Genomic DNA, 15,819 nt, shown 5'->3' on the forward strand with positions numbered 1-15,819 from the left:
TGTATGTAAATGCTCTTGCCGTTAAACAAACTATTAATTTCAACATTTATTAAATAATTGAAAATATCTCAAATTATTAATTCCCTGTATGAAATAAGACGAAATTAACTGTGCCGAATTAACGGGACAATCTTCCTTATTAGCGTTTAGCAGACCATCAAAATACCGCTCTTCATTTATTTGCCCTGTTGACTGCCTACTGGTACGTTGCGGAGCGGGGATAAGTTATTACCTCTACAGTATGTTGTAACTAATAAGCGAACTTAAAAAGCGCCCCGCCCAGAACGGTATCCTTTAGGCGGTAATCAGCCGTTAGATACCCTTCAGGCACGAGGCGCCGCTGCTACTGCTCCAGCCTGATACGCTTCACCGGCGCATTCTGCTGCCGATCCCATATTACCGTCAGCAGCCGCTGCAGCGCGATAAAGGCAAACAGCAGAATGCCGATAGCAATTTTGGTCCACCATGAACTCAACGTTCCGTCAAAATTGATCCAGGTCTGGATTAGCCCCTGAATCAGGACGCCGAACAGCGTACCCAGCACGGTGCCTACCCCGCCGGATAGCAGCGTGCCGCCAATCACCACCGACGCGATCGCATCCAGCTCTACGCCCATTCCCGCCAGTGCGTAGCCTGCCGAGGTATAGAGCGAGAAAACAATCCCTGCCAGCGTCGCCAAAAATGTGGACAGCATATAAATCTTCACCGTCGTGGCGCGGGTTGAAATGCCCATCAGCTGCGCCGAATGCATACTACCGCCGATGGCATAAACCTGATTACCAAAGCGGGTGCGATGCGCCAGCATAATCCCCACCACCACCACCATCAGCATGATTAACGCCATCAGGCTCAGGCGTCCTCCGCCCGGCATTTTCCACGCCAGGCTGGAAAGCATGCTGTAAAGCGGATGATCGATAGGCAGAGAGCTCTCCGCGATCAGATAGCTACAGCCGCGCAGAAAAAACATGCCCGCCAGGGTGATAATAAACGCCGGGATCTTCAGCGCATCGATCAGCCATCCCATCAGCGCCCCGAAAGCGGCGCCCGCCAGCAAAATAATGCTAAACGCCAGCCAGGGGGAAAGATGCAGATCGCCAATCGCTCTGGCCAGGAAGACCCCGGTAAAGGCGATCACCGCGCCGACTGAGAGATCGATCCCGCCGGAGAGGATCACAAAAGTCATCCCGACGGCGATAATGCCGAGAAACGCATTATCGGTAAGTATATTGCCAATCACGCGGGTGGAAGCAAAGCCGGGAAACTGCGTCAGACAAAACAGGTAGCCCGTGATAAACACCAGCAGCGTAATCATTAGGGGTAAATGACGTTTAAACATTTTTGCCTCGCCGTTTCAGTAATTGCAGAAAACGCGGCGACTGCAGCAGCAGAACCGCCATCACCACCACCGCCTTGACCACCTGATTGAGCTCCGGCTGAAAGCCGGAAAGCAGGATGCCGGTGTTCATCGCCTGAATAATCAGCGCGCCCAGCAGCGACAGCAGCAGATTAAAACGTCCGCCCATTAGCGAAGCGCCGCCGATCACCACGGCCAGAATGGCATCCAGTTCCAGCCACAGTCCGGCATTGTTGGCGTCGGCACCGCGAATATCCGCCGCGACAATCAGCCCGGCCACCGCCGCGCACAGCCCGCTGATAACATAGGCAGACATCACCACCAGCCAGCCGTTGACGCCGGCGTTGCGCGCGGCGCGCAGATTAATGCCCACGGCTTCGATAAACAGCCCAAGCGCGGTTTTACGCGTCAGCAGCCAGACCAGCAGCGCCACGATCGCGGCGATCCATACCGGCACCGGCAACAGCCCAAACGCGCCGCTGCCGATCCAACCCAGCGCATCGCTGTCAAAGGTGACGATTTGCCCCTGGGTAATCAGCTGGGCGATACCGCGCCCGGCCACCATCAGGATCAGCGTGGCGACAAACGGCTGGATTTTCAGCAGCGCCACCAGAATGCCGTTCCACAGGCCGCACAGCGCGCCGCTGCCCAGCGTAACCAGAATAACCACCGGCAAACTGTATCCTGCCACCGTTAAGGTTGCCGCCGTGGCACCGGCGATGGCCATAATCGCGCCAACGGAAAGATCGATGCCGCCGGTGGCGATCACCAGCGTCATGCCGATGGCCAGCAGCGCAACCGGTACCGCGCGGTTAAGAATATCGATCGGGCTGCCAAATAGCCGTCCATCCTGCAAATGCAGCACAAAAAAATTATGCGCCACCAGGCTATCGATCAACAGCACCAGAATCAGCGCTGCCAGCTGCGGCATACCGGGCGGGAATTTACGCTTCTGCATAGCGGGCTTCTCCGATAATACGTGGCCTTCAGGCATGTTGAGCTCCTCCATCCGCAATCGCGCTGACGATCGCCGCCACCGACAGTTTTTCCAGCGGGATTTCCGCCACCTGCTGTCGATCGCGCAGGATCACTACGCGATCGGCGTAGCCCACCAGCTCTTCCAGCTCCGAAGAGATCACCAGCAGCGCCAGCCCATCGGCGCAAAGCGACTCGATCAGGCGAATAATTTCCGCATGCGCGCCCACGTCAATGCCGCGCGTCGGCTCATCAAGGATCAAAAACTGCGGCCGGGTTACCAGCCAGCGGGACAGCAGCACCTTCTGCTGGTTGCCGCCGGAAAGCAGCTCGACGGGCTGTTCCTCGTTGGGAGTACGAATACCAAGCTGACGAATAAAGCGCTGGGCGATCTCGCTCTGTTCACGTTTGCTAAGCGGACGCAGCCAGCCCCGCTGCGCCTGCAGCGCAAGAATGATATTTTCCCGCACCGAGGCCGCGCCAATAATGCCGTCGGTTTTACGATCTTCGGGACAAAATCCCATGCCAAGCCGCGATGCCTGCGCCGGGCTGCGTATATTTTGCTTTTTACCGCGGATCGTCGCCGTGCCGCTGTCGGGCCGTCGAATGCCAAACAGGACTTCCGCCGTCTCGGTACGGCCAGAACCCAGCAGCCCCGCCAGCCCCACGGCTTCGCCCGGACGCACCTGCAGGTTAAACGGCTCAATGGCACCCTTTTTGCCGTAGTGTTGAAATTCCACCACCGGTTTTTCGCTGCGCAAGGTGCGCCCGGCACGCTGCAGCGCGGTTTGCAGCAGGTCGCGTCCCAGCATCAGCTTAATCAGCTCCAGCTGCGACAGCGTATGGGTTTCACGGGTGGCGATATATTGCCCGTTACGCAGCACGGTGATGCGATCGCAGACGCGATAAACCTGATCGAGAAAATGCGTCACGAAGATCAGGCTCATGCCTTTAGCCCTGAGCTGATTCATCAAGGTAAACAGCATTTCTACCTCGCTGGCATCGAGGCTGGCGGTAGGTTCATCAAGGATCAGCACCTGAGCAGAAAGGTCAACCGCGCGACAGATAGCGATGATTTGCTGCATCGCCACGGAATAGTGACCAAGCGGACGATTAACATCCAGTTCAAAGCCATAACGATTAAGCAGGCTGCGGGCGTCGTTGACCATCGTCTTACGATCGACCATTCCGAAGCGCTTAGGCTCGCGCCCGATAAACAGATTATCCGCCACTGACATATTCGGCAGCAGGTTCACCTCCTGATAAACGGTGCCGATCCCCGCCTGCTGCGCCTGAGCAGTATTGCGCGGCGTTATCGGCTGGCCGTTCAGTACAATCTCACCGGCGTCACGCTGATAAACGCCGGTCAGCACTTTAATCAGGGTAGATTTCCCCGCCCCGTTTTCGCCCAGCAGCGCCATAATTTCCCCGCGCCGCAGGCTGAAAGAGACATTATCCAGCGCCTTAACCCCAGGGAAGAATTTGCTGACGCCACGAATATCCAGCAGCCGATCTGTTTGCTCGTTCATAATGCGCCTCGGTAAATAAAAAGGCCGGCGCAGGCGGCAACGCCTGGCCGACGACAGCGGTTAAGCGCGGCTTAATAGCCCATATCTTTTTTCTTATCGAGTTGGCTTTGCGCATCGGCAGGCAGCCAGAGCCTGGTAACGGTTTTTATCACTTTCGGCGGCACGGTGCCGTTCTGCTTAAATTTCTCCAGCGCGTCAAATGCCGGGCCAGCCATATTTGGCGTTAGCTCAACGTTGGCGTTGGCTTCGCCTGCCAGCATCGCTTTATAAATATCCGGTACGCCATCAATTGAGCCGGTGAGAATATCTTTCCCCGGTTTTAACCCGGCTTCTTTAATAGCCTGAATCGCGCCGATGGCCATATCGTCGTTATGCGCATAAACCATGCAGATATTTTTTCCGTTATTTTCCGCCTTAATAAAGCTTTCCATTACCTCTTTACCTTTGCTGCGGGTAAAGTCGCCGGACTGCGAACGAATTATTTTGATATTAGGCGTACTGGCGATCGCTTCGGTGAAGCCTTTTTTACGATCGATCGCCACGCTGGCCCCCACCGTTCCCTGCAGCTCCACGACGTTACAAGGTTTGCCATTCATTTGTTTTACCAGCCAGTCGCCGATCAGCCGCCCTTCCAGCACGTTGTCCGCCGTGACCACTGACATATAAAGTGATTTATCTTTCACTACGATGGCGCGGTCGAGCAAGAATACCGGGATCCCCACATCCTTCGCTTCTTCCAGCACCGGCTCCCAACCGGTTTGCACCACCGGCGCAATAAAGATGGCATCCACGCCCTGCGCGATAAATGAACGTACCGCCTTAATTTGGTTTTCCTGTTTCTGCTGTCCATCGGCAATTTTCAGGGTAATGCCGCGCTTCGCCGCCTCGCTTTTCGCTACGCTGGTTTCAGCAGCACGCCAGCCTGATTCAGAGCCAACCTGGGAAAAACCAACGGTCATATCTGCCGCCAGCACCGGTGCGGCGAGCGCAGAGCTCACCATGGCTGAGATAAGTAAACGCTTCCACATAGTATTTATTCCTCTGGTGGGATTCAGATGTTCAGGTACAAAAGCCATTACAGCCTGGCGGATTCGGCTACGGCAGATTTCGACATACTTCACAAAATGCAATTAATTAAAAGGGTTACCTGTTTTCGGTTTGATAATTATGTGTAGTTAATATGGAAAAAACGCCTGAATTTTGTTAGCGCACCTGTTAAATAACTGTAATAAAGAGAAGCGGTTAGCGAGTCTGCGTTTTGGAACCGATTACAAGGACGTGTAAACTTTAGCCATCACCGTTGCCGTCAGATTCTTCCGGTTAAATAATGGATTTGTGATGATTCGCACAATGCAGAACCCTGTGCTTTTTAAAGAAAATGTTAAGGATTTGGGCTCGCATGCCTGTAATGTAAGGATAGCGAAATTTGTTGTGACAAATCCTGTGTCACTTTTCCCTTACCTGACAACCTTACAGCCCAATATTATTTGATGAGAAAAATCCCAGCAGCCGGTTCATTTTTCGATATACTCTTATGCGGAATCGTTTGCTCAGGCAGAGAAAGGCGATAAAAGGCTAAATCTAAATCTTAACTCTTTCTGAACAGCGCTATTTTCTGATTTTAACTATTTTTTACCCGGCGAGATCTGGACAGATGGCGCGGCCTCTCTATACTGAGTCGCTCAATCTTCTTTCCATTATTATGGTTATTATGACAGCGCAAGATTACCTGTTGAAATTTCGTAAAGTGAATACCTCAGAAAGCCTGGAAAAATTATTCGATCATCTTAATTACTCGCTGACTGACGATCGGGAATTAATGAATATGTACCGCGCTGCCGATCATCGTCGGGCGGAACTGGTTTCCGGCGGACGGCTGTTTAATTTAGGCGAAGTGCCTAAATCGGTTTGGCGCTACGTGGTTTAATCCTGCCTGTCTCCTTCCGCTTCTTTCCCCTATAATGCCCGCTCCAACAGGCGTGATTCGCTTGGGCAACGCCTGTCTCACGCCGCCGTTTGTCCTGTAAGGAATGTATGATGTCGTTAACTTCTTCCGCGCCGCTTCCTGGCGGCTGGCTGCTGCTGCCGCTCGCCTGGCTGATTTTAACCCTGTTAACCAGTGCGTTGGTGGTGGTGATGTATATTAGCGCCCTGTTTACTCCCGCGTGGCGCGAACTGCTGTTCAGCCACGATCACGCATTTCTGCTGCAGTGGGGATTATCGCTGGCGACCTCGCTGGCCGTCTGGTGTTACAGCGCCTGGGTAACATGGATTTTCTGTTTGCGTTCGCGCCGCCTGCCGCGCCATTACATTATCTGGCTGCTGTTGACGGTACTGCTGGCGTTAAAAACGTTTGCGTTTTCTCCGGTAGCCGACGGCGCAGCGGTGCGCTCTTTGCTGATCGCGCTGCTGGCGGCGGCGGTGCTGGTGCCCTATTTCAGGCGCTCCCGGCGGGTGAAAGAGACCTTTATCGCGCCGTAAACGCTGCCAAAATCTCCATAAATTTAATCCTGAGTGCTTTTGCTGATTTTTTAACGGCGCACTGCCGTTGTGATAGCGCCGGGAATATTTGATAATAAGCGGCTTTTATGACTCCGGGCGAAACGATGACCGATTACCTGCTTCTTTTTGTTGGCACCGTGCTGGTGAATAACTTCGTTCTGGTGAAGTTTCTTGGCCTTTGCCCTTTTATGGGCGTCTCCAAAAAGCTGGAAACGGCGATAGGCATGGGGCTTGCGACCACTTTCGTTATTACGCTAGCCTCGATCTGCGCATGGCTGGTGAACCACCTTATTCTGTTGCCGCTGGATCTGGTCTATCTGCGTACGCTCTCCTATATTCTGGTGATTGCGGTTACCGTACAGTTCACCGAAATGGTGGTGCGTAAAACCAGCCCGGCGCTTTATCGCCTGCTGGGTATTTTTCTGCCGCTGATTACCACCAACTGCGCGGTACTGGCGGTGCCTTTGCTGAGCGTTAACCTCAACCATACCTTTTTGCAGGCGGCGCTGTACGGCTTCAGCGCTTCGCTGGGCTTTTCGCTGGTAATGGTGCTGTTTGCCGGAATACGCGAGCGTCTGGTGCTGGCTAATGTGCCGGCGCCGTTCAAAGGTTCTTCTATCGCCCTGATTACCGCAGGCCTGATGGCGCTGGCGTTTATGGGCTTCTCCGGTCTGGTGAAATTCTGATGACCGCTATCTGGATAGCTATTATTGCAATTAGCGCCCTGAGCCTGATTTTTGGCGGGCTGCTGGGCTACGCTTCACGCCGCTTCAAAGTGGAAGCGGACCCCATCGTGGAACAAATCGATAATATCCTGCCGCAGAGCCAGTGCGGACAGTGCGGCTATGCCGGCTGTCGCCCTTATGCCGAAGCGGTTGGCAACAATGGCGAAGCGATCAATAAATGCGCGCCCGGCGGCGAGCAGACCATGCTGAAGCTGGCGGGGCTGCTGAACGTTGAGCCGCAGCCGCTGGATGGCGATGCCAGCGCCAAAGAGCCGGTACGTACCGTCGCCTGGATTGATGAAGCCAACTGCATCGGCTGCACCAAGTGCATCCAGGCCTGTCCGGTTGATGCCATCGTCGGCGCTACACGCGCCATGCACACCGTGCTGAGCGATGTTTGCACCGGCTGTGATCTCTGCGTCGCCCCCTGCCCGACCGACTGTATTGAAATGCGTCCGGTTGCCACCACGCCAGCCAGCTGGAAATGGGATCTGCAAACTATCCCGGTTCGGGTTATTCCTGTGGAACATCATGCTTAACCTACTGAATTTATTGCGTAAAGATAAGGTCTGGAACTTCGACGGCGGCATTCATCCGCCGGAGATGAAAACTCAGTCAAACGGCACGCCGCTGCGTCAGCTCCCGCTGGCGGACCGCTTTATCATCCCGCTTAAGCAACATATCGGTCACGAAGGTGAACTCTGCGTTAAGCCGGGCGATAAAGTGCTGCGTGGACAGCCGCTGACCTTTGGCATCGGCCGCATGCTGCCGGTGCATGCGCCCACTTCCGGCACGGTAGAGGCGATCGGCCCTCATATGACCGCGCACCCGTCCGGGCTGGCTGAAATTTCCGTCTTTATCGTTCCTGACGGCGAAGATCGCTGGATTGAACGCCAGACGCTGACGGATTATCGCCAGCTGTCGCGTGAAGAGGTGGTGAAACGTATTCATCAGGCGGGCGTGGCGGGCCTTGGCGGCGCGGGCTTCCCTACCGCGACCAAGCTGAAAGGCGGGCTGAACACCACCCGCACGCTGATTATTAACGCCGCCGAGTGCGAACCCTATATTACCGCCGACGATCGGCTGATGCAGGATTGCGCCGATGAGGTGGTGGAAGGCAGCCGTATTCTTGCCTGGGTTCTGCAGGCGGAGCGCGTGCTGATCGGCATTGAAGACAATAAGCCTGAAGCGATTGCCGCCCTGAAGCGTGCGTTGGGCGGCAGCAACGATCTGCAGCTGCGGGTGATCCCCACCAAGTATCCTTCCGGCGGTGCGAAGCAGTTAACCAAAATTCTTACCGGCAAAGAGGTGCCGCACGGCGGACGCTCGTCCGACATTGGCGTGCTGATGCAGAACGTCGGCACCGCGTATGCGGTTAAGCGCGCCATCCTCGACGGCGAACCCTTAACCGAGCGCGTCGTTACGCTGACCGGTGAAGCGGTGACCAGGCCCGGCAACGTCTGGGGCCGTCTTGGTACGCCCGTCAGCCATTTACTGCATCAGGCGGGTTTCCAGCCGCAGCCGCAGCAAATGGTGATTATGGGCGGCCCGCTGATGGGCTTTACCCTACCCGCGCTGGATGTGCCGGTGGTCAAAATCACCAACTGTCTGCTGGCGCCTGCCGTCAGCGAAATGGGTGCTCCCCAGCAGGAGCTCTCCTGTATTCGCTGTAGCGCCTGCGCCGATGCCTGTCCGGCCGGTCTGCTGCCTCAGCAGCTTTACTGGTACAGCCAGGGTGCCGATCACGACAAAGCGCGTGCTTACCATATTGAAGACTGCATTGAATGCGGCGCCTGCGCCTGGGTTTGTCCCAGCAACATTCCGCTGGTGCAGTATTACCGTCAGGAAAAAGCCGAACTGCGCGCGATCGATCTGGAAGCGAAGCGTACCGCCGAGGCGAAAGCGCGTTTTGAAGCGCGCCAGGCGCGTCTTGAGCGCGAGAAGCTGGCCCGCGAAGCGCGTCATACCCAGGCGAAGCGCAGCGTAAGCGCCAGCGAGCAGGATGAAATCGCCGCTGCGCTTGAGCGCGTGAAGGCCAGGAAAGCCGCCGGGCCTGTCGAGGTACAGGCGGGACAGGAACCCGACAATGCTGCAGCGATTGCCCAACGCGAAGCGCGTAAGGCGATGGCGCGCGCCCGTCAGGCGGAAAAACAGGCTGAAACCGAGCCGCTGTCGCGTCAGGCTGGCGATCCGCGTAAGGCCGCGGTAGAAGCCGCTATCGCCCGCGCGAAGGCGAAAAAAGCGCAGGCAGCAGAGGCGCAGAACGAGACGAATACGGAAAACCATAGCGTACCGGCAACCGATGCTACCGCGCCAGCCGCCGAGCCCGCTGCACCGGTCGATCCGCGTAAGGCCGCGGTGGAAGCCGCTATCGCCCGCGCGAAGGCGAAGAAAGCGCAGGCAGCAGAGGCGCAGAACGAGACGAATACGGAAAACCATAGCGTACCGGCAACCGATGCTACCGCGCCGGCCGCCGAGCCCGCTGCACCGGTCGATCCGCGTAAGGCCGCGGTGGAAGCCGCTATCGCCCGCGCGAAGGCGAAGAAAGCACAACAACAACAGCAGCAACAGCAGCAACAGCAGCAACAGCAACAGCAGCAACAGCAGGCGGACACGGACACCGATGCGGAAGAGCGTCGTAAGGCTGCCGTTGCCGCCGCCGTTGCCCGCGCTAAAGCGCGAAAAGCACAGCAGCAGAGCCTTGAGGATTAAATGTTTCGTATTGCAAGTTCCCCTTATACACACAACCATCGCGCCACCAGCCGCATTATGCTGCTGGTGCTGCTGGCAGCCGTACCGGGCATCGCCGTCCAGTGGTATTATTTTGGCTACGGCAATCTTATCCAGATAGCGTTGGCTACGCTGACCGCATGGGGCACCGAGGCGGCCATTTTGCATCTGCGCAAGCAGCCGGTATTGATAAATCTTAAAGATCACTCCGCCCTGCTGACCGCCGTACTGCTGGGCATTAGCCTGCCGCCGCTGGCGCCCTGGTGGCTGATCGTTATTGGCACCGCCTTCGCCATTATTATCGCCAAGCAGCTGTACGGCGGACTGGGACAAAATCCGTTTAATCCGGCGATGATCGGTTATGTGGTACTGTTGATCTCCTTCCCGGTGCAGATGACCAGCTGGCTGCCTCCGCAGGCGCTGCAATCCGTTACGCCCGGCCTGTTTGATTCGCTGAGCATGATCTTCACGCATCACACGCTGGCAGGCGATACCATGCAACAGCTGCAGCTGGGCGTGGACGGCATTAGTCAGGCGACGCCGCTGGATAATTTTAAAACCGGTCTGCGCGCCAGCCATAGCGCCGGGCAGCTGCTGGCTCAGCCGATTTATAGCGGCGTTATTGCCGGTCTCGGCTGGCAGTGGGTTAACGTAGCTTTCCTGCTGGGCGGGCTGTTTCTGCTGGTGAAGCGCACTATCCGCTGGCATATCCCGGTGAGTTTTCTGCTTTCCCTGTTGGTCTGCGCCACGCTGGGCTGGCTGTTTTCTCCGGCTACTCTGGCGTCGCCGATGATTCACCTGTTTTCTGGCGCCACCATGCTCGGTGCGTTTTTTATCGCTACCGACCCGATTACCGCCTCCACCACCAACAAAGGCCGCCTGATCTTTGGTGCGCTGATTGGCCTGCTGGTCTGGCTGATCCGCAGTTTCGGCGGTTACCCGGATGGCGTCGCGTTTGCGGTGCTGCTGGCGAATATCTGCGTACCGCTGATCGATTACTATACCCAGCCGCGCGTTTACGGCCACCGCAAGGAGTAAAGGATGCTGGATACCATACGTAAAAATGGCGTAAGGCTGGCGCTGTTTGCTGCCGTCACCACCGGCCTGACGGCGGTGGTTAATACGGTTACCCGACCCACGGTCGAGCATCAAACTGCGGTTCAGCAAAAAATTCTGCTGGATCAGGTGGTGCCGCCAGAGAACTACAATAACGTTATGCAGCAAGAGTGTTACGTTGTCACGGATAGCGCCTTAGGCAACGATAAACCTCATCGTTTATATATCGCGCGCAAAGACGATCGTGCGGTCGCGGCGGCGCTTGAGACTACCGCGCCAGACGGTTATTCTGGCGCGATTCAGCTGCTGGTCGGCGCAGATTTCCACGGCAAGGTGCTGGGCGTGCGGGTGGTTGAGCATCATGAAACGCCGGGCCTTGGGGATAAAATCGACCTGCGTATTTCCGACTGGATTACGCGCTTTAGCGGCGTTCAGCTGCGCGGCGCGCAGGATAACCATTTCGCAGTGAAAAAAGATGGCGGTGATTTCGATCAGTTTACCGGTGCGACCATCACCCCACGCGCAGTGGTTAACGCGGCTAAACGCGCTACGCTGCTTATAGAAACTCTGCCAGAGAAAATTTCTGCGCTACCCGTTTGTGGAGACGCTAATGAGTGAAGCTAAAAATTTATTAATCGGCGGCCTGTGGAAAAACAACTCCTCGCTGGTGCAGCTGCTGGGCCTCTGTCCGCTGCTGGCCGTGACCTCCACCGCCACTAACGCGCTGGGGCTGGGGCTGGCGACCACGCTGGTGCTGACGATTACCAATAGCGCGATTTCCGCCTCACGCCGCTGGGTGCCGTCGGAAATCCGTATTCCTGTTTACGTGATGATTATCGCCTCGGTGGTGAGCTGCGTGCAGATGCTGATTAACGCTTACGCCTACGGCCTTTATCAGTCGCTGGGGATTTTTATTCCGCTGATTGTCACCAACTGCATTGTGGTGGGCCGCGCTGAAGCGGTCGCCTCGAAAAGTTCTGTTCCGCTGTCGGCGCTGGACGGTTTTGCTATCGGTATGGGCGCAACCTGCGCCATGTTCGTGCTGGGCTGCCTGCGTGAAATTATCGGCAACGGCACCATTTTTAACGGTGCCGATCAGCTGCTGGGTGGCTGGGCGAAAGTGCTGCGTATCGAAGTGGTGCATTTCGATTCGCCCATGCTGCTGGCGATGCTGCCTCCGGGCGCGTTTATCGGCCTCGGCATGCTGCTGGCGGCAAAATATGTCATCGATCAGAAAATGAAGGCGCGGGCCGCAGCGCAGCAAAGCCTTGTGCCGGGCTCAGCCGGGAAAGCGGTGTGAATAAAGAAAAACGTTATCAGATTCTGTCACGACTGCGGGATAACAATCCTCATCCGACCACCGAGCTGCATTTTAACTCGCCTTTTGAGCTGCTGATTGCGGTGCTGCTCTCCGCGCAGGCGACCGATGTCAGCGTGAATAAGGCGACGGCCCGGCTGTATCCGGTCGCTAATACGCCCGCTGCGCTGCTGGAACTCGGCGTGGAGGGCGTAAAACAGTACATTAAAACCATCGGCCTGTTTAACAGCAAAGCGGAAAATGTGATTAAGACCTGCCGTATTTTGCTGGAGCAGCATCAGGGCGAAGTGCCGGAAGATCGCGCCGCGCTGGAAGCCCTGCCCGGCGTCGGTCGCAAAACCGCCAACGTGGTGCTGAATACCGCCTTTGGCTGGCCGACGATAGCCGTCGATACCCATATTTTCCGCGTTTGTAACCGCACCAATTTTGCGCCAGGCAAAAACGTTGAGCAGGTAGAAGAGAAGCTGTTAAAGGTGGTGCCCGCCGAGTTTAAAGTGGATTGTCATCACTGGCTGATTTTACACGGGCGCTATACCTGTATTGCCCGTAAACCGCGCTGCGGCTCCTGCCTGATTGAAGATCTGTGCGAGTATAAAGAGAAGGTCGATCTCTGACGACGGCGGCCGGAGCGCCCAAAAAAACCGATCGGCTTTCATTTATGCGGCGCGGCGGTAATTTATCCGCCGCCGGGCGCTATTGTCGGGCGTAAATCTATTGGTAAGAGAACCAGAAATAGATCTGCCCGGTTATAGCGGAAAGCAGATTATTAACGCTATTCCGGATCGCTTGAAGCCCTGCGCAGTTCCTGCATTTAATTCGTTAATCTGCCGCTTTAGCCGGGCATAATATATTTTTTTCCGGCTTTTACAGTTTAATAATTCATCAACGCTTATTTTTCTTCTTAAATTATTATGTTAAAGCGTGATCCCGCTCACGCCACAAGCGTTATCAATTAAGCCAGTTACGCAAGTTGTTATTAACATTCATAAAAATGCCCAAAAGCCTCTTATTTCAGCGAATTATTCTGTATTATTCGTCATTTTTCATACGTCGCACGGCCAAACAGGTAACCAGAAAACAATCGCCCTTTTTCCCGCTCCTGCCCGGTTAAAATGACATATTATTCCATCAATAAAACATCAAACAGCACTTAACACTATTTAACAAGCTAAACTCTTACCGTTAACCCTGATGAACGGCCTGTGGATAGCAAATAAAAAAACACTTGCCACTGGTGGCGGGATAAGAGAAATTAACCGCCGTTTTTTCAGATTTAATTACAGAACCGTGCGCGGGTTTCGCCAGCGACGCGGTCTTATTTCCTGGTGAAAATCAGGTTGAAACAACAGAGGTAACAGTGTCTACAGCAAACAAACACACTGATGAGGCAACCAGCCTCAATGCGTTCAAACAGCCAAAAGCGTTTTATCTGATCTTTTCTATCGAACTTTGGGAACGTTTCGGCTACTACGGCCTGCAGGCCATTATGGCGGTCTACCTGGTTAAACAGCTGGGTATGTCCGAATCTGATTCCATTACGCTTTTCTCATCGTTCAGCGCGCTGGTTTACGGCCTGACCGCCATTGGCGGCTGGCTGGGCGATAAAGTATTAGGCACCAAACGCGTGATCGTGCTCGGCGCGCTGGTACTGGCGGTAGGCTACAGCCTGGTTGCCTGGTCGGGGCATGACGTGTCGATGGTTTATATCGGCATGGCCACCATTGCTATGGGTAGCGGCCTGTTTAAAGCCAACCCGGCTTCCCTGCTTTCTACCTGCTATGACAAAGACGACCCGCGTATCGACGGCGCCTTCACCATGTTCTATATGTCGATTAACGTGGGTTCGCTGGTTTCCATGATGCTGACGCCGTGGCTGGCGGCTCGCTACGGCTGGAGCGTGGCCTTTGCGCTTTCAGTGGTCGGCCTGGCGATTACGGTCATTAACTTCCTGCTGTGTCAAAAGATGGTGAAGGAGTACGGTTCTAAGCCCGATTTCGCGCCGCTGCATATAGGTAAACTGCTGGCAACGCTGGTAGGCGTGGTGGTGCTGATTTCTGTCGCGACCTGGCTGCTGCATCATCAGTTTATTGCCCGTATCGTGCTGGGCGTGATTGCGCTGGGCATCATCCTGATCTTCGCGAAAGAGGCGTTCGCCTTGCAGGGCGCGGCACGTCGTAGAATGATCGTCGCCTTCCTGCTGATGGTAGAAGCGATTGTGTTTTTCGTTCTCTATATGCAGATGCCGACCTCGCTTAACTTCTTCGCCATTCGCAACGTGGAACACACTATTCTGGGTATCGCTTTCGAACCTGAGCAGTATCAGGCGCTGAACCCGTTCTGGATCATGGTTGCCAGCCCGATTCTGGCCGCCGTCTATAACAAAATGGGCGATCGCCTGCCGATGCCGCATAAATTTGCTATCGGTATGGTCCTCTGCTCCGGCGCCTTCCTGGTGCTGCCGCTGGGCGCCAGCTTTGCGAATCAGCTGGGCATCGTATCCGTTAACTGGCTGATCCTGAGCTATGCGTTGCAAAGTATCGGTGAGCTGATGATTTCAGGCCTCGGCCTGGCGATGGTCGCTCAGCTGGTGCCGCAGCGTCTGATGGGCTTTATTATGGGCTCCTGGTTTTTGACCACCGCCGGTGCCGCAATGATTGCCGGTAAGGTTGCTAACCTGATGGCGGTGCCGGAAGGCATCAACGATCCGCTGCAGTCACTGCATATCTACAGCGATGTGTTCCAGAAAATCGGTATCGCCACGGCGATTATCGCCGTGCTGATGCTGCTGACCGCGCCGATCCTGAATCGTATGACTATCGATCATGACGCGCCTAAACAGCCGTAAGCGCCTGGCGTAACGCACAAGAAAGCCGTCCTCGTGACGGCTTTTTTTATTCTTTTTTCCGCTGACATTTAAGGATGCCCGCAGTAGGATGTTGCTCATCCCCGCATGCAACAAGGAGCATTGTATGAAACTGTTCAGTAAAGCCGGCGCCTGTTCCCTCTCCCCCCATATCATCCTGCGTGAGTGCGGCCTTGATTTCACTCAGGTGAATGTCGATTTAGCCAGTAAGAAAACCGAGCGCGGTGAAGATTACTGGCAGATTAATCCCAAGGGGCAGGTGCCAGCCCTGGAACTGGATGACGGCACTCTGCTCACTGAAGGCCCGGCTATCGTGCAATATCTGGCCGATCTGAAACCCGATCGCCAGCTGCTGGCGCCAGCGGGAAGCCTGACCCGTTACCATACGCTGGAGTGGCTAAATTATATCGCCACCGAGCTGCATAAAGGCTTCACTCCGCTGTTTCGCCCGGATACGCCTGAAGGATTTAAGGCACAGCAGCGCCAGCAGCTGGAACGTAAATTCCGCTATATCAATGATGAGCTGCAGGATAAGCAATGGCTGGCAGGTACGCGCTTTAGCGTGGCGGACGCCTATCTGTTTGTGGTCTCGCGCTGGGCAAAAGCGGTGCAGCTGGACCTGAGCGGCCTGGATGCGTTGTCGGCCTGGCAGGCGCGCGTAGCCGAACGGCCGGCGGTGGTCGCCGCGCTGAAGGCGGAAGGACTGGCCTGATGCCAAACGGGACGCCATCGCGTCCCGTTATTCTTTGCACCCAGCGCGACAAGCG

At 55.5% G+C, this 15,819-nt stretch carries 15 protein-coding genes; 11 read left to right on the forward strand and 4 right to left on the reverse strand.

Annotated features, from left to right (window positions below; genetic code table 11):
• Nucleotides 1-343: 343 nt before the first annotated feature.
• The 4 genes from yjfF to ytfQ all read right to left on the reverse strand — a co-directional run bounded on the left by yjfF (nt 344) and on the right by ytfQ (nt 4,886).
• Nucleotides 344-1,336, reverse strand: a complete 993-nt coding sequence (gene yjfF / locus COO59_RS04295; protein ID WP_103058601.1) for a galactofuranose ABC transporter, permease protein YjfF — start codon at nt 1,334-1,336, stop codon at nt 344-346.
• Nucleotides 1,329-2,348 (reverse strand): galactofuranose ABC transporter, ATP-binding protein YtfT, encoded by a 1,020-nt coding sequence (ytfT, locus tag COO59_RS04300; protein WP_103058602.1) that lies wholly within the window; start codon nt 2,346-2,348, stop codon nt 1,329-1,331. Before ytfT ends, yjfF begins: the two co-directional genes overlap by 8 nt.
• Nucleotides 2,341-3,858 carry a galactofuranose ABC transporter, ATP-binding protein YtfR gene (ytfR, locus tag COO59_RS04305; protein ID WP_103058603.1) on the reverse strand — a complete coding sequence of 506 codons (1,518 nt, stop codon included), beginning with the start codon at nt 3,856-3,858 and terminating at the stop codon, nt 2,341-2,343. The genes ytfT and ytfR overlap by 8 nt, the downstream gene beginning before the upstream one ends.
• Nucleotides 3,859-3,929: 71 nt before the next feature.
• Nucleotides 3,930-4,886 carry a galactofuranose ABC transporter, galactofuranose-binding protein YtfQ gene (ytfQ, locus tag COO59_RS04310; protein ID WP_103058604.1) on the reverse strand — a complete coding sequence of 319 codons (957 nt, stop codon included), beginning with the start codon at nt 4,884-4,886 and terminating at the stop codon, nt 3,930-3,932.
• 683 nt (nt 4,887-5,569) lie between these two features.
• Here ytfQ and ydgT point away from each other — a divergent pair.
• The 11 genes from ydgT (at nt 5,570) to gstA (ending at nt 15,764) form a co-directional block, all read left to right on the forward strand.
• Nucleotides 5,570-5,785: a transcription modulator YdgT gene (ydgT, locus tag COO59_RS04315; protein WP_157130207.1), complete on the forward strand. Its 216-nt coding sequence runs from the start codon at nt 5,570-5,572 to the stop codon at nt 5,783-5,785.
• Nucleotides 5,786-5,895: 110 nt separating this feature from the next.
• A complete protein-coding gene (locus COO59_RS04320) occupies nt 5,896-6,339 on the forward strand; it encodes a DUF2569 domain-containing protein (protein WP_103058605.1) in 444 nt (147 codons plus the stop codon).
• Between the two features lie 125 nt (nt 6,340-6,464).
• The gene (rsxA, locus tag COO59_RS04325) at nt 6,465-7,046 is read left to right on the forward strand and encodes an electron transport complex subunit RsxA (protein ID WP_103058710.1); all 582 of its coding nucleotides are present in this window, start codon (nt 6,465-6,467) and stop codon (nt 7,044-7,046) included.
• Nucleotides 7,046-7,624, forward strand: coding sequence for an electron transport complex subunit RsxB (rsxB, locus tag COO59_RS04330; protein ID WP_103058606.1), 579 nt, complete (start codon nt 7,046-7,048; stop codon nt 7,622-7,624). The genes rsxA and rsxB overlap by 1 nt, the downstream gene beginning before the upstream one ends.
• A complete protein-coding gene (rsxC, locus tag COO59_RS04335) occupies nt 7,617-9,797 on the forward strand; it encodes an electron transport complex subunit RsxC (protein ID WP_103058607.1) in 2,181 nt (726 codons plus the stop codon). Before rsxB ends, rsxC begins: the two co-directional genes overlap by 8 nt.
• Nucleotides 9,798-10,853 (forward strand): electron transport complex subunit RsxD, encoded by a 1,056-nt coding sequence (gene rsxD / locus COO59_RS04340; RefSeq protein ID WP_103058608.1) that lies wholly within the window; start codon nt 9,798-9,800, stop codon nt 10,851-10,853.
• Between the two features lie 3 nt (nt 10,854-10,856).
• The gene (gene rsxG / locus COO59_RS04345; RefSeq protein ID WP_103058609.1) at nt 10,857-11,489 is read left to right on the forward strand and encodes an electron transport complex subunit RsxG; all 633 of its coding nucleotides are present in this window, start codon (nt 10,857-10,859) and stop codon (nt 11,487-11,489) included.
• Nucleotides 11,482-12,171: an electron transport complex subunit E gene (locus COO59_RS04350; protein WP_103058610.1), complete on the forward strand. Its 690-nt coding sequence runs from the start codon at nt 11,482-11,484 to the stop codon at nt 12,169-12,171. The genes rsxG and COO59_RS04350 overlap by 8 nt, the downstream gene beginning before the upstream one ends.
• Nucleotides 12,168-12,803, forward strand: coding sequence for an endonuclease III (gene nth, locus COO59_RS04355; protein WP_103058611.1), 636 nt, complete (start codon nt 12,168-12,170; stop codon nt 12,801-12,803). Before COO59_RS04350 ends, nth begins: the two co-directional genes overlap by 4 nt.
• A gap of 743 nt (nt 12,804-13,546) precedes the next feature.
• Nucleotides 13,547-15,034 (forward strand): dipeptide/tripeptide permease DtpA, encoded by a 1,488-nt coding sequence (dtpA, locus tag COO59_RS04360; RefSeq protein ID WP_103058612.1) that lies wholly within the window; start codon nt 13,547-13,549, stop codon nt 15,032-15,034.
• A 124-nt stretch (nt 15,035-15,158) separates the two neighbouring features.
• The gene (gene gstA / locus COO59_RS04365; protein ID WP_103058613.1) at nt 15,159-15,764 is read left to right on the forward strand and encodes a glutathione transferase GstA; all 606 of its coding nucleotides are present in this window, start codon (nt 15,159-15,161) and stop codon (nt 15,762-15,764) included.
• Nucleotides 15,765-15,819 lie beyond the last annotated feature (55 nt).

This window comes from Mixta theicola, assembly GCF_002895925.1.
Taxonomy (GTDB): domain Bacteria; phylum Pseudomonadota; class Gammaproteobacteria; order Enterobacterales; family Enterobacteriaceae; genus Mixta; species Mixta theicola.